The organism is Methylobacterium ajmalii (genome assembly GCF_016613415.1).
Lineage (GTDB): Bacteria > Pseudomonadota > Alphaproteobacteria > Rhizobiales > Beijerinckiaceae > Methylobacterium > Methylobacterium ajmalii.
Genome location: NZ_JACWCT010000017.1, coordinates 1 through 22,562 on the forward strand (window position 1 = coordinate 1; position 22,562 = coordinate 22,562).

The following is a 22,562-nucleotide window of genomic DNA, read 5'->3' on the forward strand; positions in this document are numbered from 1 at the left end:
GCCCCCGCCGCGGCGGGTCGCTGCGGGGGGCCGGCCCCCTGCGCCGCGGCGACGCGCCGCCCGGTCCCGGCGTCACCGGGGTGCCGACGACGCAGGATGGCGGCGCCGACACGATGCGCCCGGGGGCGCTACGCGGCGCCGCCCGGGGCCGCAACCTCGACGGCCTCGCCCACACCCTGTTCCTGCGTCTGTCGCCGGTGATCGCCGCCCTGGTGCTGCTGACCCAGGTGGTAATCGCCTGGGTCAATTACGGCGACCAGATCCGTCTCTCGGGCGAGCGCGCCCAGACGATGGCCGACATGACCGCCCGGGCGCTGTCGCGCCCGGACTGGACCACCTCCTACGGCCCGTCGCTCCAGGCGCTCGGCCTCGATCCCGGCTTCCGTTACGCGGTCCTGCGCGACGGGACCGGCGGCGTGGTGGCCCGCCTCGGCGAGGAGCCGCGGGGCCGCAACTTCGAGCGCATCCAGGTCTCGGCGGAGATCGAGGGCGGCGCCGGCGCGCCGGCCGCGGGCGGCACGCCCCCCGGCAGCCTGACCCTTGTGCTCTCGGCCGAGGGCCTGCGGGCCAACGCCGAGAAGCAGTTCGTGATGGTGCTGGGCGCCAGCCTGGTGCTGATCCTGGCCTTCGCCCTCGCCCTGCGCGTCGCGGTGCGCCGCCACGTCCTGGCTCCCCTCGCGCACCTGCTTGCCGCCATGGGCCGGGTCGAGCGGAAGGACTGGGCGACGGTCGACCTCGCCGGCCGCCGGCGGCCTAGCCGCGAGATCGCCGACATCTCGGCGGCCTTCAACCGGATGGTCGAGGGCCTTCGGAGCGGCGACGAGGCGCGCCACCTGCTGGCCGAGCTCGAACGCACCCACGGGCAGCTCGCCGAGGCCAACGGCCTGGTGATGGAGAGCCTGGGCTACGCCCGACGCATCCAGCAGGCGGTGCTGCCCGGGCCCGATGCCCTGCGGCACTCGGGCCTCGACCTCGCGGTGCTGTGGGAGCCGCTGCACGTCGTCGGCGGCGATTATTTCTGGGTCGAGGAGATCGACGGCCTCACGGTCGTCGTGGTGGCCGATTGCACCGGCCACGGCGTGCCCGGCGCCTTCCTGACCCTGATCGTGGCGACCGCCCTCGACCGGATCCTGCACGACCGGGCCTTGCGCGCGCCCGACGCGATCCTGGCCGCCCTCGACGCGGCGGTGCGGGGGCGGCTGCGGCAGGCCGGGGACGGGGCGGGCGGCTCCGACGACGGGCTCGATTGCGGCGTCTGCGTCGTCGACCGGGCGGCGCGCACCCTGCATTTCTCGGGAGCCGGCCTCGCCCTCACGGTCCTGTCGGGCGACACGATCACCCGGATCAAGGGCCGGCGCCACGGCCTCGGCTACCGGCCGACCGGCCGGGAGGAGGCGCTCGCCGCGACGGTGCTGGCGCTCGACGGCGGCGAGACCTTCTTCCTGATGACCGACGGGGTCAGCGACCAGATGGGCGGCGCCTCGCGCCGGCTCCTCGGTCACCGAGGCGTCGCCGGGATCCTGCAGCGGCACCGGGACCTGCCGCTCGCCGGGCAGGTGGCGGCGCTGGAACGCGACCTCGCAGACCATCGCGGGCCCGAGCCGCGCCGGGACGACATGGCCCTAGTGGCGTTCCGGCCGGTCCTGACGTGAGACGGGCGGGGTCCCGTGGGAAGCCCCGCCCGGTTCATCGGAGGCCGATCGCGAGCGATCGGGGGCCGGTCAGAAGCGGCAGATCCGGCGCGGCCCGTACGGGGTCGGGCGGATGAAGCAGCGGCGGCCGTAGACCCGCGGCGGACCGAAATAGCGGCGGCCGTACATCGGCCGGCAGCGGCCCCAGGGGCCGCGGGCGAAGCCCGGGCCGCAGCCCTGGGCGACCTGCGTCACCGGCGCCTCGGGGGCGAGCACGCCCGAGAGGCCGGGGCCGGCCGGGGCGGCGCTCGCGGGAGCGGCCGCGAGGCCGCCGAACGCCAGGGCGGCGAGGCCGGCGATCTTCCAACGCATCAGCATGCGGATGGTCCTCCGTGTAGTCCGTGACGGTGTCCGTGGAGCGGGCGGGACCGGTATCGGCCGCCGCGCCGAGCCGACACAACCGGGAATGCGCCGTTCTGTTCCCACCCCCGTCTTTCTCCCTCGTCTCCCTCGTCTTCTCCCATTGCCCCTCGCTGGCACGCGGCCTCGAAAAAGGCGCGAGACCCCGTGTCGACAAGCCGCGACCGTTCCTGTAAGGGAGCCGGCAACTCACAACAGGACGCCGAAATCCTGACGCCGGACCCCATGCCGGGGCGCGGCGGCGACGGCAGGAGTTTGACAATGAACATCATCCAGCAGCTCGAGCAGGAGCAGATCGCTCAGCTCAACAAGACGATCCCCGACTTCGAGCCCGGCGACACGGTCATCGTGAACGTCAAGGTGAAGGAAGGCGAGCGCAGCCGCGTCCAGGCCTACGAGGGCGTCGTGATCGCCCGCTCCGGCGGCGGCATCAACGAGAGCTTCACCGTCCGCAAGATCTCGTACGGCGAAGGCGTCGAGCGTGTCTTCCCGGTCTACTCGCCGAACATCGATTCGATCAAGGTCGTGCGTCGCGGCAAGGTGCGTCGCGCCAAGCTGTACTACCTGCGCGATCGTCGCGGCAAGTCGGCCCGTATCGCCGAGCGCGCCGAGCGCGGCGCCGAGAAGGGCAAGACCAACAAGTCCAAGAAGACCGTCGCCGCCGAGTAAGATCCTCCCCGGATCACCGCGACGACAGGAAGGCCGCCTCCCCTGCCGGGTCGAGGCGGCCTTTCTCGTTCGGGGGCCGTCCCGACCCGAAACCGGCTCAGCGCTCGCCGCGCCACCGGCGGGCGAGCCGGTGCCACTTGTCCTCGAGCCAGCGCGCCGCGCGCTCCAGCGACGGCTTCATGCCGGGGATGTCCTCGCTCAGGAGCGCGAGCCCGAGCGGCAGCATCCACAGCCCGAAGACCGGCAGGATCGCCAGGAAGCCGCCGAGGATCAGCAGCACGGCCGCCGGAATCCGCACCCAGCGCCGCGACGGCGCCCGCAGCCAGGACACGGAATCCGCCACCCGCCGCGGCAGGAGGTCGAGCAGCCGGGCGATTCGGTCGTCCCAGGCCTTGGCAAGGGCGTCCTTCCCCGTCAGGGGCGGCGTGCCGGTCGCCGCGGGCGGGAGGGGGCGTGTCGTGATGTCGTCTCTGGTCATGATTGGAAACAAATGGACCGGATGGGCCAACGGTTCCGCGAGGGCCCACCGGCCCGGCGGCGCTGCGAGGCCGCGCCGCATTGCCGGCCCCCGGGACCCGTCCTAGCTTCCCCGCCATGGAGACACCCGGCGAGAGATGCGGCGCGGCGGAGGGCGGGGACACCCCGGCGCCGGGCACCCTGCAGGTCCGCGTCGTCCAGCGCATCGGCGAGATCGCGGCGGCGGACTGGGACCGCTGCGCCCACTCCGCCGAATCGATGGCGGGGGCGGGCGAGAGCCACAATCCCTTCGTCAGCCACGCCTTCCTGTCGGCGCTGGAGGATTCGGGCTGCGTCGGCGGCCGCACCGGCTGGGTCCCGCTGCACGTCGCTGCCGAGCGCGACGGACGGGTGATCGGCTACGCGCCCTGCTACCTGAAGTCCCACTCGCAGGGCGAGTACGTGTTCGATCACGGCTGGGCCGACGCGTTCGAGCGGGCGGGCGGGCGCTACTACCCCAAGCTCCAGGTCAGCGTGCCGTTCACCCCGGTGACGGGACCCCGCTTCCTGATCGCCCCGGGCGAGGACGCGGACGAGGCCACCGCCGCGCTCGTCGCCGGCCTGCGCGCCCTGCGCCGGCAGGTCGAGGCCTCCTCGATCCACGCGACCTTCCTGCCCGAGGCCGAGGCCGAGCGGGCCGGGGCGCTCGGCTTCCTGCGCCGGGTCGACCAGCAGTTCCACTGGGACAACGACGGCTACACGACCTTCGAGGATTTCCTCGGGGCGCTCGCCTCGCGCAAGCGCAAGGCGATCAAGCGCGAGCGGCGCGACGCGCTCGCCACCGGCCTCACCATCGAGTGGGTCACCGGGGCCGATCTGACCGAGGCGCATTGGGACGCCTTCTACCGGTTCTACATGGATACCGGCTCGCGCAAATGGGGCCGGCCCTACCTCAACCGGCGCTTCTTCTCGCTCATCGGCGAGCGGATGCCGGAGCGGATCCTGCTGGTGATGGCCCGGCGCGAGGGGCAGTACGTCGCCGGCGCCATCAACCTGATCGGCGATCGCGCCCTCTACGGCCGCAACTGGGGCTGCATCGAGGACCATCCGTTCCTGCATTTCGAGGTCTGCTACTACCAGGCGATCGAGTTCGCGATTCGTCACGGCCTCGCCCGGGTCGAGGCCGGCGCGCAGGGCGAACACAAGCTCGCCCGCGGCTATCGCCCGGTGATCACGCATTCGGCCCACGACATCGCCGATTCCGGCCTGCGGGCGGCCATCGCCGACTACCTGCGGCGCGAGGCGCGCCACGTCGCGGCGGCGGCCGAGGAGCTCGATGCGGCGACACCGTTCCGGCGCGGCGAGGACTGACCGCGCCGTAGCGCCCGGCGCGGAGGGCCGCTAGAGCACTTCACGATCGCGTCGCAATCGCGAAGCTCTCTAAGTCTTTGTTTTGTCGCATTTTCTGCGACGAACCGGTTCCCACTTCGTCGCAAAATGCTCTAGGCTCCCAGGACGGGGCCCGACAAGAGGCTCCGGTTCGGGAGCGAAACGTCATGTCGACGAGCGAGGGAGGACGCGGGCGCGCGTCCCGCCGGGTCCTGTCGGGCTGCCTCGGGGTGGTGCTGGCATTGTTCATCCCTGCCCTGCAAACCCCGGCCGTCGCGGATGCGGCCCTGCATCCGCGCACCGGCGAGGCCCTGGCACCGGCCAGGCCGGAGGAGGTCGGGCTCTCCTCCGAGCGGCTCGGCCGGATCAGGCAAGTAATGGAAGAGGAGGTCGCCGCCGGCCGCCTGCCGGGGGCCGTGGTGATGATCGCCCGGCGCGGCCGCCTCGCCTACGCGGAGAGCTTCGGCTTCCGCGACAAGGCCGCCGGGGCGCCGCTGGAGAAGGACGCGATCTTTCGCATCTACTCGATGACGAAGCCGCTCGCCTCGGTCGCCGCGATGACGCTGGTGGAGGACGGCCGGATCCAGCTGACCGACCCGGTCGCGAAGTACCTGCCCGAATTCAAGGACCTGAAGGTCGCCGGCACCCGGCCGAACGCGCTCGGCGAGTCCGCGCCCGACCTCGTCCCGGCCGAGCGCGCGCCGACCGTGCAGGACCTCCTGCGCCACTCGGCCGGCCTCGCCTACGGTGAGATCACCACCAACCCCGCGGTGAAGGCCGCCTACGCCAAGGCCGGCCTGGTCAAGCCCGACTTCGACTACAACACCACCGACCTGACCCCGGACGAGTTCACCAGCCGGATCGCCGGGGCGCCCCTCGCCTACCAGCCCGGTACGGTCTGGCAGTACAGCCTCGCGGTCGACGTGCTCGGCCGCGTCGTCGAGAAGGCCTCCGGCCGGCGCCTCGGCGACTACCTGGCGGAGCGGGTGCTGCGGCCGCTGAAGATGACCGAGACCGGCTTCTCGGTACCGGCCGACAAGGCCGGGCGGATCGCCCAGGCGCTGCCGAACGATCCCGCCACCGGCGCGCCGAACCGGCTCATCGACGGCGCCGTCCCGAAGAACGATTCCGGGGGTGCGGGCGGCTACGGCACCGCCGCCGACTACCTGCGCTTCGCCCAGGCCCTGCTCGACGGCGGCAGCCTCGACGGCACCCGGGTGCTCAGCCGGACCACCGTCGAGCTGATGACCGCCGACCATCTCGGCGACCGGATCAAGCCGGTGGTCGGCCCGGGCGAGCTGCTGATGGGCGTGCCCGGCTACACGTTCGGCCTCGGCTTCATGGTGCGCAAGGACGCCGGCATCGCCGGGGTGCCGGGCTCGAAGGGCGAGTTCATGTGGGCGGGCTATGCCGGCACCTTCTTCTGGGTCGATCCCAAGGAGGACCTGGCGGTGGTGATGATGACCCAGGCGCCGGGCCCGAGCCGCGCCCATTACCGGCGCGAGATCAAGCAGCTCGTCTACGGCGCCATCGCCGATTGAGCGATCCGGGGCACGGGCGGCCGGATACGGTGATTGCATCCGCGCCCCAAGCATCCGTGCCCCATGCATCGGTGCCCCATGCATCGGAGCCCCTGGACTTGCGCCTGCGGCCACCGGAGGATGCGTGCCGTCAGGCCCTGGCGACACGGGCCGTCACGTCCCGGAGCGTTCCGCCGCATGTCCCCGATCGACCGCATCTCCGCCGACCTCGACGCCCTCACGGCCATCCGGCGCGACCTGCACGCCCATCCCGAGCTCGGCTTCGAGGAGGTGCGCACCTCCGGCATCGTGGCGGAAAACCTCGCCTCCTGGGGGATCGAGGTCCATCGCGGGATCGGCCGCACCGGCGTCGTCGGCGTCCTGACGGGCCGCGGAACGAGTGCGCGCCGCATCGGGCTGCGCGCCGACATGGACGCGCTGCCGATCGAGGAGGCGACGAACCTGCCCTACCGCTCGACGGTGCCGGGCAAGATGCACGCCTGCGGCCACGACGGCCACACCACGATGCTGCTCGGCGCCGCCAAGTACCTCGCCGAGACCCGCGACTTCGACGGCACCGCGGTGTTCATCTTCCAGCCCGCCGAGGAGGGCTTGGGCGGTGCCCGCGCCATGCTGGCCGACGGGCTTTTCTCGCGCTTTCCCTGCGACGAGGTCTACGGCCTGCACAACAACCCGGGCGGGCGCGTCGGCGAATTGTCGGTGCGGGCCGGCGCCGCGATGGCGGCGGCCGACTTCTTCGACATCCGCATCGTCGGCCGCGGCGCCCACGGGGCGCAGCCGCACCGCGGCGTCGATCCGGTGGTGGTCCAGGCCGCCCTGGTCCAGGCGCTCCAGACGATCGTCAGCCGCAACGCCGACCCGCTGCAATCGGCCGTGCTGTCGATCACCCAGGTCCATGCCGGGGCGGCCTACAACGTGATCCCGGAGGAGGCCCACCTCGCCGGCACGATCCGCACCTTCGACGACGACATCCGCGCCCTGGTGGCCAAGCGCATGCGCGAGATCGCGGCCGGCATCGCGGCGACCTTCGGGGCCGAGATCGTCGTCGATATCCGCAACATCTTCTCGGTGCTGCGCAACAGCGAGGCCCAGACGCGGGCCGCCGCCGAGATCGCCACCGAGCTGTTCGGCGCGGCCAAGGTCGACACCGCGCCCGAGCCCAAGATGGGCAGCGAGGACTTCGCCGACATGCTGCTCGCCGTGCCGGGCGCCTATGCCTGGCTCGACGGCAAGGGCGGGGCGGCCGTCCACAACGCGGCCTACGACTTCGACGACGCGATCATCCCGCTCGGCGCGGCCTACCTCGCACGGCTGGTCGAGCGGCGCTCGGCGGCGTGACGGAAGGGGGCCGGACCCGCCCCCCGGCGGGTCCGGCCTCGCCGTCCCGTGCCGGCGGCGCCTTCGCCGGCAGACCCTTGCCGGCAGACCCTTGCCGGAAATGAGCGGTTGCGCCGGGGCGCCGTCCTGCCGCAGGAGCATGCCCGGAACGCCGCCGAGGGAGCGTCGGCCCCGGCCCGCGCTCCCACGAGCTCGCAGCGACACGGGATTTCGAGATGACCGAGACCGCCTACGATCCCCAGAACATCTTCGGCAAGATCCTGCGCGGCGAGGTGCCGTGCCACAAGGTCTACGAGGACGAGCACGTCGTCGCCTTCATGGACGTGATGCCCCAGGCCGACGGCCACACCCTGGTGGTGCCCAAGGTCCCGAGCCGCAACCTGCTCGACGCGGACCCGGCGACGCTCGGGGCACTCTACGCCGCCGTGCAGCGCGTGGCCCGGGCCGCCAAGGCGGCCTTCGCGGCCGACGGCGTCGCGGTCTACCAGTACAACGAGGCGGCGGCCGGGCAGACCGTCTTCCACCTCCACGTCCACGTCCTGCCCCGGCACGAGGGCGCGCCGCCGCGCCGCCACGTCGAGGGCATGGCCGATCCGGCCGTGCTGGCGGCCCACGCCGAGCGGCTCCGCGCGGCATTGGCCGGCTAACGGGAACCGGGCCGGCATCGGGGTCTTGCCCCAGACACACGAGAGGCCGGGCGGCGCCATGCACGGGACGGGAATGCGCGACGATCCGGGGCGGAGCCGGTTCGAGCTCGAGGTGGACGGCGAGGTCGCCTATGCCGACTATCGCCGCCAGCCCGGCGCCCTCGTCATTGCCTACGTGTACGCGCCGCCGGCCCTGCGCGGCACCGGCACCGCCGACCGGCTGATGCGGGCGGTCGCCGAGACGGCGCGGGCGGAGGGCCGGCAGATCGTGCCGCTCTGCGGCTACGCGGCATCGTGGCTGCGCCGCCACCGCGGACGCGAGGCCTGACGGTCGGTAGCCCGCGCCAGGAGTCGCGGGCCCGCCTTCAGTGGGCGACCGCCCGGTCGAACAGGTCGAAGACCGAACTCGGCGCCTGTCCGGCCGTGGCCCTGGCGTCAGTGCCCGTCATTCGGCTCGCCGCGAGCAAGTCGAGCAGGCGGGCCACGCCGTCCCTCCCTGCCGTTGCGCCGGCCCCGCTCCGGCCTTCGAGCACCGCCATCGTCTCGCGCACCAAGCCGGGATCCACGGTGGTCCGGAATCCGGCCCCGGGCCGATCGGACGACGCGGCCTCGTCCCGCGTGCCCGCATCCGGCGAGGCGCGGGAGGACGACCGCAGGTCGAGCAAAGCCGACAGGATCGACGGGGACATCGTCACGGAGGCGACCTTCGGCGTCGCGACGTCCGGCGCCGGGGCCGGATCACGGCTTGCCGGAGAGGACGATGCCGCCGGCGCGAAGCCGGGCGACGCGCGGCTTGCGAGGACCTGCCCGAGGAGAGAGGCACCCGTGACGATCATGACATGCTCCGGTGCGACGGTGGCATGGCCTTCTCGCCGACGGTCCGCGATGCGGGCCGTCGGCGTCCGTCGAGCTTGACGCTACGGGGCGAGATCTCGTCGCCCGGTGAGGCGAAAGCGTCGCATTTGATGCAACCGGCGATTCCTCGGGGACACGGCACCTGGCCCCCGAACCTCTTCCCCGGTCTCCTGCCCGGACCCCTGTCCGGGGCCCGGGAGAGGGAGGAAGCCGCCTCACCCCACCATGTCGAGGGGCGGCGCCAGACCGTCCGGCAGTGGGCAGCGATAGGGCGTGCGGGCCAGGCGCTCGGCGTGGTCGGCCTTGGCGCGGACGAGGAGGTCGGGGTCGCGCAGGACGTCGACCGCCGTACCGGCCATCGCCTTGGCGACGTGGATCATGCCCTTGTGGGCCGCCGGGTTCGTGCCCTGGGCGGTCATCTGCCAGGAATGGCCCGGGGTGCCGATGGCGTAGGTGGCGCCCCGCGCCTGCACGGTCGGCACCGCCCAGCTGACGTCGCCGACATCGGTCGAGCCCATCATCCGCTCGCCCACCGCGCGCAGCGGCACGATCGCGTCGCAGAGCGGCGCGTCGGTCACCGGCATGCCGAAGCGGCGATGGGCCGAGACGATGTCCTCTTCCGTCAGCGTCGCCCGGATCTTGTCCGCGAAGGCCCGGTCCTCGGCGTCGAAGGGCGGAGGCCCGAGGCGCATCAGGTTGGCGTGCATCGCCTCCTCCAGCGGCGGGTTCGCCAACAGGTTCGACATCGCACTCACCACCCGGCTCGTCACCGTGGTCTCGGTCATCAGGGCGGCGCCCTGCGCGATCCGCTCCACCCGGGCCGCGAGGTCGAGGAGGCTCGGCAGGTCGGCGGCGCGCACGAGGTAGCGCACGGTGGCGCTCGCCTGGACGACATTGGGGGCGATGCCGCCGGCATCGAGATAGGCGTAATGCACCCGCGCGTCGCTCGGCATGTGTTCGCGCAGATAGTTGACGCCGACGTTCATCAGCTCGACCGCGTCGAGGGCCGAGCGCCCGAGATGGGGGGCGGCGGCCGCGTGCGAGGCCTTGCCGACGAAGGCGAAGTCGATGAGCTGGATCGCCAGGGAGACCGGCTCCCAGATCGCCACGAACGGGCCCGGATGCCAGGTGATCGCGACGTCGACATCGGAAAAGACGCCGTCGCGCACCATGAAGGTCTTGGCGGCTCCGCCCTCTTCCGCCGGGCAGCCGTAGTAGCGCACGCGGCCGGGCAGGCCCTCACGGGCGAGCCAGTCCTTGACGGCGGTGGCGGCCAGCAGCGCGCCGGCGCCGAGCAGGTTGTGACCGCAGCCGTGACCGGCGCCCTCCCCCGGACGCGGCCGATGCTCGGCCACCCCCGCCTCCTGGCTCAAGCCCGGCAGCGCGTCGTACTCGCCAAGGATCGCGATGACGGGACCGCCCTCCCCGGCCTCGCCCATCATGGCGGTCGGGATGCCGTCGATGCCCTCGGTCACCCGAAAGCCCTGGGCGCGCAGCATCGCGGTGTGCTCGGCCGCGGAGCGCACTTCCTGGAAGTTGAGCTCCGGCATCTCCCAGACCCGGTCGGAGAGAGCGACGAACGCCTCCGCGTGCTCGTCGACGTGCCCCCAGATCGCCTCGCTGTTGTGCATGTTTCCTCGCGTCCCGGGCTGTTGTTAGGCTCTGCCCCGCCCCCTTGTCGCACGATGGGGGCCGGGCGCCATGCGCTCCGCTCGGCCCTGGAATGCGCTGCGTTGGACGTACAGTCCCGGAACGTGATGGTGCAGCCGCGTCGGGGACCCGTACGACGACGCCCTGGCCGAGAGGATCTACGGCCTGTTCGAGGCGGAGGTCATCCACCGACGCGGGCCGTGGCGCCCCATCATGGCCGTCGAGTACGCCATCCTGGAATGGATCGACCGGTACGACAGCCGCCGCCTGCTCGCACCGATCGGCAACGTCCCTCACACCGAATCCGAAGCGCGCGATCATGCCAACGTCGGCGACCAAGCCTCGGCCGCCGGACCGAAGACGAACAGCCTTCAAGAAACCCGGGGTGGTTCGGTGCCCTCGTAGACGTCGGGATCGTCGCTCACGCCACCGCTCCCTCGGGCGCGGGCCCGACGCGCGTCGAGGGCCTGGAACACCTCGTCATTGGTCACCAGGCCGGCCGCGGCGAGGAGGGCGCCGAGGTGGACCGGCGGGCTCATCTCGTTGCCCGAGCCGCGCATGATCGCGACCGCCTGCTCGACCTCGGGGGTGGTGAGCGCTCGCACGAACGGCGCGAACGCGCACTCGTCGACGCCCGAGGCAACGGCCTCGAGCAGGGTGAGGGCATCCTCGCGCCGGGTCACCAGTGTCGGCAGGTCGCCAAGGCTCATGGATAACGTTCCCCGGTTCAGCCCGGCCGGTCCGGCGGCTCGCAGGCAGCGTCTTTCGATCCGTCCTCGAGACGGCGAGAACTCCCGGCCGTCCTCTCTCTCCAGGCCTTGCCGATCGTCGCTTCGGCCCCCATCCGAACCGCGTGTGGTGGGCGTCACAGCCTCGGCTAGGGATTGCGCTCTACGCGAGCGTCGGGACCCGAGCCGGGATCTCGGACGCCGTCACAGCGACGGCCCGGGATCGCGACCCCGGTCGAGTTCCTGACGCTCGTCCGGGATTTGCCGGAGCTTCGCGCATCTGCGCTGATCGCGCCCGAGTCGGTGGCGTCTCGGGACGGGCACGTCGGACAGCCTGCAGGCCGTCGGTCGACCTGCAGCACCTCCGCAGATCGACCCCATCCCTAGGCTCACGAAGGACGACCCCGTCGATCTCCCGCGGATCGTGGATGACGCCGGTCGTGGCTGCGACCGGCGAAAAGTGGACCCGCCCTCAGAACACCTCCTCGCGCCGCGGCTCCGCGGCTTCGGCATCGCGGCGGGCGATCGCGCGCTCGACCACCTTGGCGAGGCCGACCATGATGGTGTCGAGGGCGTAGTCCTTCGGTGTGTAGACGGCCGCGACCCCCATGTTCTTCAGCACCAGCTCGTCCTCCGACGAGATGATGCCGCCGACGACGACCGGGATGTGGTCGAGGCCTTCCTGGCGCAGCAGCGCCCGGACCTCGCGCACCAGCGGGACGTGCGAGCCCGACAGGATCGACAGGCCGATGATGTGGGCGTTGCGCTCGCGCGCCTTGGCGACGATTTCGGCCGGGGTCTGGCGGATGCCGTCGTAGGTCACATCGAAGCCGACGTCGCGGGCGCGCAGCGCGATCTGCTCGGCGCCGTTCGAGTGGCCGTCGAGGCCGGGCTTGCCGACGACGAGCTTCGGCGCCTCGCCGAGCCGCTCGCCGAGATCGGCGACGAGGAGGCGCGCCTCCTCGGCCGCCCCGGAGGTCGCGGTCTCGGGCGTCACGCCGGTCGGCGCGCGGTACTCGCCGAAGACCTGGCGCAGGCGCTCGCCCCACTCGCCGGTGGTGACGCCAGCCTTGGCGCAGGCGATCGAGGCCGGCATCACGTTGCGGCCCTCGCGGGCGGCGGCCTCGAGCTCGTCGAGCGCCGCCGCGACCGCGGCGGCGTCGCGTTGCGCGCGCCAGGCCTTGATGCGGCTCTGGGCCTCCATCTCGACGGTCTCGGAGACGGTGAAGATCGATCCGTCGCCGGAGGTGAGCGGCGAGGGCTCGCCGTTCTGGAACTTGTTGACGCCGACCACGACCTGCTCGCCGCGCTCGATCGCGGCGATGCGCTTCGCGTTCGATTCGACCAGCGCCCGCTTCATCAGGCCGGTCTCGATCGCGGTGACGGCGCCGCCGAGCGCGCCGATCCGGGCGAGCTCGGCCCGGGTCTCGGTCTTCAGCGCCTCGACCTTGGCGTCGATGGCGACCGAGCCGTCGAAGATGTCGTCGTATTCCAGCAGGTCGGTCTCGAAGGCGAGGATCTGCTGCATCCGCATCGACCATTGCTGGTCCCAGGGGCGCGGCAGGCCGAGCGCCTCGTTCCAGGCCGGCAGCTGCACGGCACGGGCACGGGCGCGCTTCGAGAGGGTGACGGCCAGCATCTCGATCAGGATGCGGTGAACGTTGTTCTCGGGCTGCTGCTCGGTGAGCCCGAGCGAGTTCACCTGAACGCCGTAGCGGAAGATGCGCTTCCTCTCGTCGGTGATGCCGTAGCGGTCGCGGGTGATCTCGTCCCAGAGATCGCTGAACGCCCGCATCTTGCAGATCTCGGTGACGAACCGCATGCCCGCATTGACGAAGAACGAGATCCGCCCGACCACGTCGGAAAAGCTCGCCTCGTCGAAATCGGGATCGTCCCGCACCGTGTCGAGCACCGCGATGGCGACCGCCAGCGCGTAGGACAGCTCCTGGACCGGCGTCGCCCCGGCCTCCTGCAGGTGGTACGAGCAGACGTTCATCGGGTTCCACTTCGGAACCTGGCTCGTCGTGAACAGGATCACGTCCTTGGTGAGCCTGAGCGAGGGCCCCGGCGGGAAGACGTAGGTGCCCCGCGACAGGTATTCCTTGATGATGTCGTTCTGGGTCGTGCCCTGCAGCGCGGAGAACGGGGCGCCCTGCTCCTCGGCCACCGCGAGGTACAGCGCCAGCAGCCAGGGGGCCGTGGCGTTGATGGTCATCGAGGTGTTCATCTGGGCGAGCGGGATGTCCTGGAACAGGGTCCGCATGTCGCCGAGATGCGCGATCGAGACGCCGACCTTGCCGACCTCGCCGCGGGCGAGCTCGTGGTCGGGGTCGTAGCCGGTCTGGGTCGGCAGGTCGAAGGCGACCGAGAGGCCGGTCTGCCCCTTGGCGAGGTTGCCACGGTAGAGCGCGTTCGATTCCGCGGCCGTGGAATGGCCCGCATAGGTGCGGATGATCCACGGCTTGTCGCGCTTGACCTCCGGTTCGCCCATTTCCGCCCTCGCCCTCGTTGACCGGCCCGGTGGGCGGTGCCCACTCGCGCCCGGATGGTAGACACGCGCGGGTCGACCGTCATCCTTGACCTAAGGCCGACAAGTCGCACCGACCGCCAAAAGGGCTATTGGAGGCCCCTTAGAACACCGCTAGGATCCACGGTGCAGTGCAATATTTCAAGGGAGGGACCACGATGGCAGCGAGCGCCGCGCTGGATCCGGTGTCGAAGGGTGGGTCCCCGAAGGGTGGGACCGAGATCAAGGATCTCTACGAGATCGGCGAGATCCCGCCACTGGGTCACGTCCCGTCCAAGATGTACGCCTGGGCGATCCGGCGCGAACGGCACGGGCCGCCGGAAGAATCGATGCAGATCGAGGTCCTGCCGACCTGGTCGATCGGCGACGACGAGGTGCTCGTCCTCGTGATGGCCGCCGGCGTCAACTACAACGGCGTCTGGGCGGGCCTCGGCGAGCCGATCTCGCCCTTCGACGTCCACAAGGCCGATTTCCACGTCGCCGGCTCGGACGCCTCGGGCATCGTCTGGGCGGTCGGCGCCAAGGTGAAGCGCTGGAAGGTCGGCGACGAGGTCATCGTCCACTGCAACCAGGACGACGGCGACGACGAGGAGTGCAACGGCGGCGACCCGATGTTCTCGTCGACCCAGCGCATCTGGGGCTACGAGACCCCGGACGGGTCCTTCGGCCAGTTCTGCCGGGTGCAGTCGCGCCAGCTGATGAAGCGGCCCAAGCACCTGACCTGGGAGGAGAGCGCCTGCTACACGCTCACCCTCGCCACGGCCTACCGGATGCTGTTCGGCCACGCGCCCCACACCATCCGTCCGGGCCAGAACGTGCTGATCTGGGGCGCGTCGGGCGGCCTCGGCGTGTTCGGCGTGCAGCTCTGCGCGGCGGCCGGCGCCAACGCCATCGCGGTCATCTCCGACGAGTCGAAGCGCGACTACGTCATGAGCCTGGGCGCCAAGGGCGTCATCAACCGCAAGGACTTCAACTGCTGGGGCCAGCTGCCCAAGGTCAACTCGCCCGAGTTCAACGAGTGGACCAAGGAAGCCCGCAAGTTCGGCAAGGCGATCTGGGACATCACCGGCAAGGGCAACGACGTCGACATCGTGTTCGAGCACCCGGGCGAGGCGACCTTCCCGGTCTCGGCGCTGGTGGTGAAGCGCGGCGGCATGGTGGTGTTCTGCGCCGGCACGACCGGCTTCAACATCACCTTCGACGCCCGCTACGTCTGGATGCGCCAGAAGCGCATCCAGGGCTCGCACTTCGCCCACCTGAAACAGGCGGCCGCCGCCAACCAGTTCGTCATCGACCGCCGGGTCGATCCCTGCATGAGCGAGCTCTTCCCCTGGGACAAGATCCCGGAGGCCCACACCAAGATGTGGAAGAACCAGCACGCGCCCGGCAACATGGCGGTGCTGGTGAACTCCCCGCGTCCGGGGCTCAGGACCTTCGACGACGTGCTGGAGCTGTCGGGGTCGCGGTGAGCGCGACCCGCTCGCACTGACGCGGCGCGCGCTTCCCGCCGCACCGGCGAGTTGCTAGAACACCTCCGAACTGGCGCCGCGCGGGTCCTCCCCGCGCGGCACGCATCTCGGACGCAGACACAATGGAAAAGTTCACCGTTCTCGAGGGCGTCGCGGCGCCGCTGCCGATCGTCAACGTCGACACCGACCGCATCATCCCCAAGCAGTACCTCAAGACGATCAAGCGCACCGGCCTCGGCAAGGGCCTCTTTTCCGAGATGCGCTACCGCGACGACGGCTCCGAGAACCCGGACTTCGTCCTCAACCAGCCGGCCTACCGCAATGCCAAGATCCTGGTGGCGGGCGACAATTTCGGCTGCGGCTCCTCGCGCGAGCACGCCCCCTGGGCGCTGGCCGATTTCGGCATCCGCTGCATCATCTCGACGAGCTTTGCCGACATCTTCTTCAACAACAGCGCCAAGAACGGCATCCTGCTGATCACGGTGTCGCCTGAGGACCTCGAGAAGCTCCTCGACGACGCGAACCGCGGCGCCAACGCGACGCTGACGATCGACCTCGAGAACCAGATCATCAAGGGGCCGGACGGCGGCACCCTGCATTTCGACATCGATCCGGGCCGCAAGCACAACCTCATCAACGGTCTCGACGACATCGGCCTGACGCTCGAGAAGGCCGCCTCGATCGACGCCTACGAGCAGAAGCTCGCCGAGCGCCCCTGGGCCTGAGAGCGTGGCTGATTGTCAGACGCGGCACTAGAAAATAAATTTTCCTCTCGCCCACGACCTCATCCTGAGGTGTCAGTCCATCTGCGATGGACTGACCTCGAAGGAGGGCTCCAGTCACCCATGCGCGAACTGGAGACCTTCTTCGAGGTCGGTCGATTTGCAATCGACCAACACCTCGGGATGAGGTCGTGGGTGGTTTGGGACCTTCCGCTCACGTCAAGCCGGCACCGACGGAGCAAGACGCCTTTCCGGGCATGATGCTCTCCGACAAAAATAATCCCGCCGGGCCGATGGGCCGTTCGCCGCGGCGGATCTCCCGTCGGTCGCCGAGTTCGTCAGGTTTTCCTTAACCCTGATGACGCCCTATTCCGGTGCTTGGATCGGCGAAACGGGAGAGATTTCTGCATGACGCGGCGCGCGACCCTCAAGGCCGCCACCCTGCTCTGCCTCGCCGGCCTCGGCCTGCCCCAGGCGGCGCTGGCGGATTTTCGCTCCTGCCTTGCCGGAATCGGCCAGGAGGCCGCGGCGGCCGGCGTCTCGCCGGCGGCGTTCCAGGCCGCCACCGCCGGGATCAGCTTCGACGACAAGGTCATCGAGCTGTCCCAGGCCCAGCCCGAGTTCAAGACGCCGATCTGGGACTACATGGCCGCCCTCGTCGACGACGAGCGGGTCGACGACGGCCGCGCCGCCATGCGCCAGCACGCGAGCGCCCTGGCGCTGGCCGAGTCGCGCTACGGCGTCGACCGCTACACCATCGCGGCGGTGTGGGGCGTCGAATCGAATTTCGGCAAGAACCTCGGCAAGATGCCGCTGGTGCAGTCGCTCGCGACGCTCGCCTGCGGCGGCACCCGCCGGCGCGAGTTCTTCAAGGGCGAGCTGATCGCCACCCTCAAGATTATCGCCCGGGGCGACATCGCGCCCGAGCGCCTGACCGGCTCCTGGGCCGGGGCCTTCGGCCAGACCCAGTTCATGCCGACGACCTATCACCGCCTCGCCGTCGACCTTGACGGCGACGGGCGGCGCGACGTGGTCGATTCGGTGCCGGACGCGGTCGGCTCCACCGCCAACTTCCTGCGCGTCGCCAAGTGGCACAACGGCCAGCCCTGGGGCTACGAGGTGCGGCTGCCGCCGGGCTTCAACGTCGCGGCGGCGGGCCGCAAGAACAAGAAGCCGGTGGGGCACTGGGCCTCGCTCGGCGTCACCCGCCTCGACGGCCGGCCGCTCTCGGCCGAGGGACCGGTCGGGATCCTGGCGCCCGCCGGCGCCGCCGGCCCGGCCTTCCTGGTGACGAAGAACTTCGACGCGATCTACTCCTACAACGCCGCCGAATCCTACGGGCTCGCCATCGCGGTCCTGTCGGACCGCCTGCGCGGCAAGGCCGGCGTGCAGACCGCCTGGCCGACCGACGACCCGCCCCTGTCGCGCGCCGAGCGCCGCAGCCTCCAGAGCGCGCTCGCCTCCCGCGGCTACGACGTCGGCGAGCCGGACGGCAAGGTCGGCGCCAAGACCCGCGACGCGATCAAGGACGTCGAGCGCCGCCTCGGCATGCCGCAGACCGGCCGTCCCGGCGCGAAGGTGCTCGAGGCGCTCCTGCGCGGCAACTGAGCATCCCGTCGTGCCGGGTTGCCAAGGCGGCCCGGCGCGACATCTGGAGTCTCACGCCCGAACCACCGCGTGGGAGCAGGCCTCGACGATGCGCAGCCTGTTCGTCCTCGTCAGCATCGTGGTCGCCCTCGGCTTCGTGGTCACCGGGCTGATCAACGGGCTCGACGACCGGGCGCTCGCCCGCAGCGAGCGCGAGGCGCAGATCCGGGTCGGGGCCGCCGTGGCGGCCACCGCCCGCCGGCTCGGGCTGCCGCCGGACTGGGTCGCCTATTGCCGCGCCGAGACCCGGCGCAAGCTCGCCGCCTACCCGAAGGACGGCTCGATCCCCTTCGGCCTGCGCTACTCCACCGCCGACACCGACGAGGTCGAGCGGGCGATCCGCGAGCGCGAGACCTACGAGCGGCAGGACCAGATCCTGTGCCTGACGCAGCTGCCGGCGAGCCTGCGGGAGCCGGCGGCGCCTTGATCCCTAAAGCCCGTAGCGGGCGAAGGCCGCGCGCTCGTCCAGGGTGGCGAGCATGCCCTCGATCGCCGCGATTCCGACCGCGCCCGGCTCGCGCCGGCGCAGCAACCGAGAGAGCAGGCCGCCGCGGGCCTGCTCGACCACCGGCAACCGCACCGTGTCGCCGAAGCGGCTCCGCAGCACCGAGCGCACGTCGCCGTGGCCGTCGACGAGGCCGAGCGCCAGGCCCTGGCGCCCGGTCCAGACCGCACCGGAGAACAGCTCGTCGGGATCGCCCGACAGGGCCGGGCGGCGGCTGCGCACGAGCTCGGTGAACATCGCCTGCACGTCGGCTTGGATGATCTTGAGCCGGGCGACGTCGTCGGGGTTCTCGGGCCGGAAGGGGTCGAGCATCGCCTTGGCCTTGCCGGCGGTATGGACCCGGCGCTCGACGCCCAGGCGCTCGATCAGGCCAGTGAAGCCGAAACCCGCCGAGACCACACCGATCGAGCCGACGAGGGAGGCAGGATCGCAGAAGATCTCGTCGGCCGCGCAGGCGATCATGTAGCCGCCCGAGGCCGCGACGTCCTCGACGAAGGCCAGGACGGGCACCTCGGCCTCTGCGGCGAGCGCCCGGATGCGCCGGAAGATCAGGTGCGACTGCGCCGCCGAGCCGCCGGGCGAGTTGATCACGATCGCCACCGCCCGGATGCCCTTCATGCCGAAGGCCCGCTCGAGCGCCGGCGAGCAGGCGCCCAGGGACAGGCCGGCCCGCAGCGGCGAGACCGCCCCGATGGCGCCGCTCAGGCGCACCACCGGCACCACCGGATGGCGGCGCGCCCACCGCTCGGGCAGGAGGGCGCACAGGGCGTCGAAGGGCCGGAACGGCATGGGCGCAGGGATCTCCGAGGGGACGCCCGACAGGTACGCGGGCCGCCCCGTCCCGGCAAGCGAGGGCCGGTGCCGCAGGGGATGCGGGGCGTCCCGCCCGGTCCTCACGTTTGCGGGATGCGTCGATTGAAGCGGGGCCGTCGCGATCTAGTTGTTCGGTAAGCGCCCCTCGGTCGTCGGGCGGGCGTCCCGCCGCGGATCCGGCGGGCCTTCTCTGTCTCGTTGTCCAATTGCAGACGGGGCGCCGGCGACGAGCGTCGCGCCGCCCGAGGGAGACCGACATCATGCGCGTCCTACGATGGATCGGCCTGGTCCTGACCCTTCTGGTCGCCGGGATCGGGCTCGGCACCAGCCGCAGCTCCGCCGCCGCCCTGCCGACCGCCGGCGCCCTCGCAGCCGAGGCGGCCCCCGCCACGGCGCTGGTCGGCAAGGCGTACTACTACCGCCGCTACTACCGCTACCGCCCGTATCGCCGCTACTACGGCTACCGGCCCTACCGGCGCTACTATTACCGGCCGTACTACCGGCGCGCCTATCGCCCGTATTACCGCCGCTACTATCGTCCCTATTATCGGCCGCACTACCGCCGGATCTACGGTCCGCGCTTCTACTTCTAGAGAGCTTCACGATCGCGCTGCAATCACGAAGCTCTCCCAGTATTTGTTTTGCCGCATTTTCTACGACGAGCTGATACCCACTTCGTCGGAAAATGCTCCGACATCCGATCCACCGGCCGGGACGATCCCGGCCGGTGGGCTCGCCGTCGGGATCGAGCCGCATCACGGGCGGGCGACTCGCAGCAGAGCGACCCGTTCCGACAGACTCCGTACCGTGCCGCGGCACCCGCTGGCCGCCGACGCATGTCTTTCGGCGGCATGACGGTCCGGAAGACACGCCTCCGCCGCAGGATCATCACGAGACGAGATCCGCCCGCTGTCCCGGCGGAGTGCCGGCAGATCGTTCGATCGAGCCTCGCGTCGCTCGTCGGCATCATGGCTGCATTGTTCGTTCCGGATGCGCCGACGACAGAAATGCCGGCGTAACCGTGACGGCCAAATCCGATGCGCTCCGTTTACTCTCGGTTAAGTGGCAAAATCCAAGATGCCGCGCCAGGAAGATCGAATCCTGGTTTCGCACATGGGCAGCCGCGAGGGCTTCCCACGCCGCGGGGTCGGCCGAAGGTCGGACGCTGTGCGCCGCGGGAGAGGGCAGATGGACGTACTCGTCATCGACGACAGCCAGACGGTACTCCTGCGGCTGAAGCATCTCCTGGAGCACGACCAGCAGGTCTACGTCTCCGCCATCAACAACCCACTCTCGGCCCTCGACGAGGCGCGGATGCGCGCCTTCGACCTCGTCCTCGTCGACTACAACATGCCCGAGATGGACGGCATCGCGGTGATCCGCCACCTGCGGGCGATCGAGCACTACGCCCAGGTGCCGATCGTGATGATCACCAGCGAGGTCAACGACCGGACCCGGCTCGCCGCCCTGGACGCGGGGGCGACCGACTTCCTCGACAAGCGCATGGGCCGGGTCGAGATGAAGGTGCGGATGCGCAACGTCGTGCGCCTGGCCACCGCGGTGCGCCGGCTCGACGACCAGGCGTCGTGGCTCGCCGGCGAGGTCGAGAAGGCGGTGCGGGTCCTGCGCGAGCGGGAGGCCGAGATCATCTTCCGCCTGTCCCTCGCGGTCGAGTACCGCGACAACGACACCGGCGACCACACCTGGCGGGTCGCCCGCTACAGCCAGATCATGGCCGAGGCCCTGGGGCTCGACGCGGAATTGTGCCGGCGGGTCTACCTCGCGGCCCCGCTCCACGACGTCGGCAAGGTCGGCATCCCGGACGGCGTGCTGCTCAAGCCCGGCCGTCTCGACGCGGAGGAGTTCGCCCTGATCCGCACCCATGCGGAGATCGGCAAGCGCATCCTGGGCGGCAGCCACTGCGCCCTGATCGGGCTCGCGGCCGAGATCGCGGAATCCCACCACGAGCGCTGGGATGGCGGCGGCTATCCCCGCGGGCTGTCCGGCGAGGCGATCCCGCTTGCCGCCCGCATCGTCGCGGTGGCGGACGTGTTCGACGCGCTCACCACCGTGCGGCCCTACAAGGCGGCGATGCCGGCCTGCGAGGCGCGCGCCTGCATCGAGGCGGAGAGCGGCCGCCACTTCGATCCGGCCTGCGTCGCCGCCTTCCTGTCGCGCTGGGACGATATCCTCGCGGTCGGCGCCTCGGCGGCGGCGCGCCTGCGCGACCTGCCGGCCCTGACCGAACCCTGGGCCCGGGTTCCGGCCCTGCTGCGCGAGGTGCCCGCCGACCTCCCGCCGGAGCCGGTCCGGGGCGAGGCCGCCTGATCCGCTACCGGGCCGCGCCCGGCAGTTCCGGCAGCCAGGTGGCGCCCTCCTCCACCAGGAAGTCCCAGAAGGCCTGGCCGGCGGGGCTCAGCACCTTTTCGGCCCGCCGGACCGCGAACCAGTCGCGCCGGATCGGCAGGCCCTCGACGTCGAGGAGCACGAGGCGGCCGGCCGCCACCTCCATGGCCACCGTGTGGCCGGAGATCAGCGCGATCCCGAGGCCCGCCATCACGGTCTGCTTGATGGTCTCGTTCGAGCCGTTGTCGATGCCGATCGGCGCGCGCCGCACCAGCAGCCCGGCCATGAACTCCTCGAACACCGTGCGGGTGCCCGAGCCGTATTCCCGCACCAGGAACGGCTCCTCGGCCAATTCCTCGCGGGTCACGCCGCGGCGCGCCGCCAGGCGATGGCCGGGCGGGGCGATCACCACCAGGGGGTGGGGGCCGAAGGCCTCGGCGGCGATCGGGAAGTCCCGCGGCGGCCGGCCCATCAGCGCGAGGTCGACGCGGTAGTCGCGCAGGGTCTCGACGGTGGCGCCGCGATTGCCGACCACGAGGTCGATCTCAACCCCCGGATGGGCCCGGGCGAAGCCGCCGACGATACTCGGCGCGAAGTATTTCGCGGTCGAGACCACGCCGAGGGAGACCTTGCCGCCGCGCCCGCCGCGCAGGGCCCGCAGCCGCTCGGCGCAGGTGTCGAGCACGGTACCGATGCTGTCGGTGGCCCAGAGCAGCTCGCGGCCGGCATCGGTCGGCTTGAGCCCCGCATGGGTGCGGTCGAACAGGAGCAGGCCGATCTCGTCCTCAAGGCCCTTGATCCGCGCGGTCAGGGCGGCCGGCGTGACGTTCAGTTCCTGCGCCGCCCGCGTCATGGTGCCGAGCCGGGCGATCGCCGCCACGGCATGGAGCTGCTTGAGCGAGAGGTTGCGTATGCGGTCCTGCGCCATCCGCTCCTCGGCCGGCGATCGGTGGAAGGATCCGTTCGACATCGCGGCGGAGTTCCGCGCATCCCGTACTTCGGGACGGGGTGACGGCGCTACCCCCGGGCGCCTAAGCTGGCGGCCAGCGGAGACGGATGACGCCCCCGAGAGGCACCGACAAGGCTCGGAGACAGGACATGCTTCTGAGCGCCCGCACCGAGGCGACGACGCCGCGCCGGCCGCCGGCCGTCGGCCCGGTGATCGCCGCCCTCGCGGCGGCCGCCGCGGCGACCGCCGGCGCCCTCGCG

General features: G+C 71.3%; 21 protein-coding genes and 1 pseudogene. 14 read left to right on the plus strand and 8 right to left on the minus strand.

Annotated features, from left to right (window positions below):
• The coding region (locus tag HPY23_RS02905) for a SpoIIE family protein phosphatase (protein ID WP_338101064.1) at positions 1-1,652 on the plus strand (1,652 nt) is incomplete at its 5' end.
• A 69-nt stretch (positions 1,653-1,721) separates the two neighbouring features.
• Here the strand turns inward: HPY23_RS02905 and HPY23_RS02910 are convergent.
• Complete coding sequence (locus HPY23_RS02910) at positions 1,722-2,009, minus strand: GCG_CRPN prefix-to-repeats domain-containing protein (RefSeq protein ID WP_063920145.1); 288 nt, start codon at positions 2,007-2,009, stop codon at positions 1,722-1,724.
• A gap of 303 nt (positions 2,010-2,312) precedes the next feature.
• Between HPY23_RS02910 and rplS the strand changes: the two genes are divergently transcribed.
• On the plus strand, positions 2,313-2,720 hold the full coding sequence (gene rplS, locus HPY23_RS02915) for a 50S ribosomal protein L19 (protein WP_060849935.1): 408 nt from the start codon (positions 2,313-2,315) through the stop codon (positions 2,718-2,720).
• A 97-nt stretch (positions 2,721-2,817) separates the two neighbouring features.
• Here the strand turns inward: rplS and HPY23_RS02920 are convergent, their stop codons facing one another.
• Positions 2,818-3,198, minus strand: a complete 381-nt coding sequence (locus tag HPY23_RS02920) for a hypothetical protein (protein WP_236012653.1) — start codon at positions 3,196-3,198, stop codon at positions 2,818-2,820.
• A gap of 116 nt (positions 3,199-3,314) precedes the next feature.
• On the opposite strand from HPY23_RS02920, the gene HPY23_RS02925 reads away from it, so the two are divergent.
• From HPY23_RS02925 to HPY23_RS02945, 5 genes are all read left to right on the plus strand, one after another.
• Positions 3,315-4,547: a GNAT family N-acetyltransferase gene (locus HPY23_RS02925; protein ID WP_091887863.1), complete on the plus strand. Its 1,233-nt coding sequence runs from the start codon at positions 3,315-3,317 to the stop codon at positions 4,545-4,547.
• Positions 4,548-4,732: 185 nt separating this feature from the next.
• Entirely contained in the window at positions 4,733-6,106 is a 1,374-nt protein-coding gene (locus HPY23_RS02930) for a serine hydrolase domain-containing protein (RefSeq protein ID WP_091887864.1), read from the plus strand.
• Positions 6,107-6,283: 177 nt separating this feature from the next.
• The gene (locus HPY23_RS02935; protein ID WP_060849932.1) at positions 6,284-7,444 is read left to right on the plus strand and encodes a M20 aminoacylase family protein; all 1,161 of its coding nucleotides are present in this window, start codon (positions 6,284-6,286) and stop codon (positions 7,442-7,444) included.
• A 215-nt stretch (positions 7,445-7,659) separates the two neighbouring features.
• A complete protein-coding gene (locus HPY23_RS02940; protein WP_091887866.1) occupies positions 7,660-8,091 on the plus strand; it encodes an HIT family protein in 432 nt (143 codons plus the stop codon).
• 58 nt (positions 8,092-8,149) lie between these two features.
• Complete coding sequence (locus tag HPY23_RS02945) at positions 8,150-8,419, plus strand: GNAT family N-acetyltransferase (protein ID WP_175539995.1); 270 nt, start codon at positions 8,150-8,152, stop codon at positions 8,417-8,419.
• Between the two features lie 37 nt (positions 8,420-8,456).
• On the opposite strand, the gene HPY23_RS02950 is transcribed toward HPY23_RS02945, so the two are convergent.
• Both HPY23_RS02950 and HPY23_RS02955 read right to left on the minus strand, forming a co-directional pair.
• Positions 8,457-8,927, minus strand: a complete 471-nt coding sequence (locus HPY23_RS02950; RefSeq protein WP_091887870.1) for a hypothetical protein — start codon at positions 8,925-8,927, stop codon at positions 8,457-8,459.
• 234 nt (positions 8,928-9,161) lie between these two features.
• Positions 9,162-10,577, minus strand: a complete 1,416-nt coding sequence (locus HPY23_RS02955; RefSeq protein ID WP_091887872.1) for a M20 family metallopeptidase — start codon at positions 10,575-10,577, stop codon at positions 9,162-9,164.
• A 139-nt stretch (positions 10,578-10,716) separates the two neighbouring features.
• On the opposite strand from HPY23_RS02955, the pseudogene HPY23_RS02960 reads away from it, so the two are divergent.
• Positions 10,717-11,001, plus strand: a pseudogene (locus HPY23_RS02960) (hypothetical protein); the annotation flags it as partial.
• Here HPY23_RS02960 and HPY23_RS02965 read toward each other — a convergent pair.
• Both HPY23_RS02965 and HPY23_RS02970 read right to left on the minus strand, forming a co-directional pair.
• Complete coding sequence (locus tag HPY23_RS02965; protein ID WP_175539996.1) at positions 10,968-11,306, minus strand: hypothetical protein; 339 nt, start codon at positions 11,304-11,306, stop codon at positions 10,968-10,970. The pseudogene HPY23_RS02960 and the gene HPY23_RS02965 overlap by 34 nt on opposite strands.
• Before the next feature lie 490 nt (positions 11,307-11,796).
• Positions 11,797-13,815, minus strand: a complete 2,019-nt coding sequence (locus HPY23_RS02970; RefSeq protein WP_060849927.1) for a protein meaA — start codon at positions 13,813-13,815, stop codon at positions 11,797-11,799.
• A 194-nt stretch (positions 13,816-14,009) separates the two neighbouring features.
• On the opposite strand from HPY23_RS02970, the gene ccrA reads away from it, so the two are divergent.
• The 4 genes from ccrA to HPY23_RS02990 all read left to right on the plus strand — a co-directional run bounded on the left by ccrA (position 14,010) and on the right by HPY23_RS02990 (position 18,116).
• The gene (gene ccrA / locus HPY23_RS02975; RefSeq protein ID WP_060849926.1) at positions 14,010-15,320 is read left to right on the plus strand and encodes a crotonyl-CoA carboxylase/reductase; all 1,311 of its coding nucleotides are present in this window, start codon (positions 14,010-14,012) and stop codon (positions 15,318-15,320) included.
• A gap of 122 nt (positions 15,321-15,442) precedes the next feature.
• Positions 15,443-16,045 (plus strand): 3-isopropylmalate dehydratase small subunit, encoded by a 603-nt coding sequence (gene leuD, locus HPY23_RS02980; RefSeq protein WP_060849925.1) that lies wholly within the window; start codon positions 15,443-15,445, stop codon positions 16,043-16,045.
• 405 nt (positions 16,046-16,450) lie between these two features.
• Positions 16,451-17,650, plus strand: a complete 1,200-nt coding sequence (locus HPY23_RS02985) for a lytic murein transglycosylase (RefSeq protein ID WP_060849924.1) — start codon at positions 16,451-16,453, stop codon at positions 17,648-17,650.
• A gap of 88 nt (positions 17,651-17,738) precedes the next feature.
• Positions 17,739-18,116, plus strand: a complete 378-nt coding sequence (locus tag HPY23_RS02990) for a hypothetical protein (RefSeq protein ID WP_060849923.1) — start codon at positions 17,739-17,741, stop codon at positions 18,114-18,116.
• A 3-nt stretch (positions 18,117-18,119) separates the two neighbouring features.
• Here HPY23_RS02990 and HPY23_RS02995 read toward each other — a convergent pair whose 3' ends face one another.
• A complete protein-coding gene (locus HPY23_RS02995) occupies positions 18,120-18,983 on the minus strand; it encodes a S49 family peptidase (protein WP_091887876.1) in 864 nt (287 codons plus the stop codon).
• Positions 18,984-19,267: 284 nt separating this feature from the next.
• Here HPY23_RS02995 and HPY23_RS03000 point away from each other — a divergent pair, with 284 nt between their 5' ends.
• Positions 19,268-19,600 (plus strand): hypothetical protein, encoded by a 333-nt coding sequence (locus HPY23_RS03000; RefSeq protein WP_210344415.1) that lies wholly within the window; start codon positions 19,268-19,270, stop codon positions 19,598-19,600.
• A gap of 595 nt (positions 19,601-20,195) precedes the next feature.
• On the plus strand, positions 20,196-21,335 hold the full coding sequence (locus HPY23_RS03005) for an HD domain-containing phosphohydrolase (RefSeq protein WP_060849921.1): 1,140 nt from the start codon (positions 20,196-20,198) through the stop codon (positions 21,333-21,335).
• Positions 21,336-21,339: 4 nt separating this feature from the next.
• Here the strand turns inward: HPY23_RS03005 and HPY23_RS03010 are convergent, their stop codons facing one another.
• Positions 21,340-22,266 carry a LysR family transcriptional regulator gene (locus HPY23_RS03010; protein ID WP_060850837.1) on the minus strand — a complete coding sequence of 309 codons (927 nt, stop codon included), beginning with the start codon at positions 22,264-22,266 and terminating at the stop codon, positions 21,340-21,342.
• Positions 22,267-22,562: the final 296 nt, after the last annotated feature.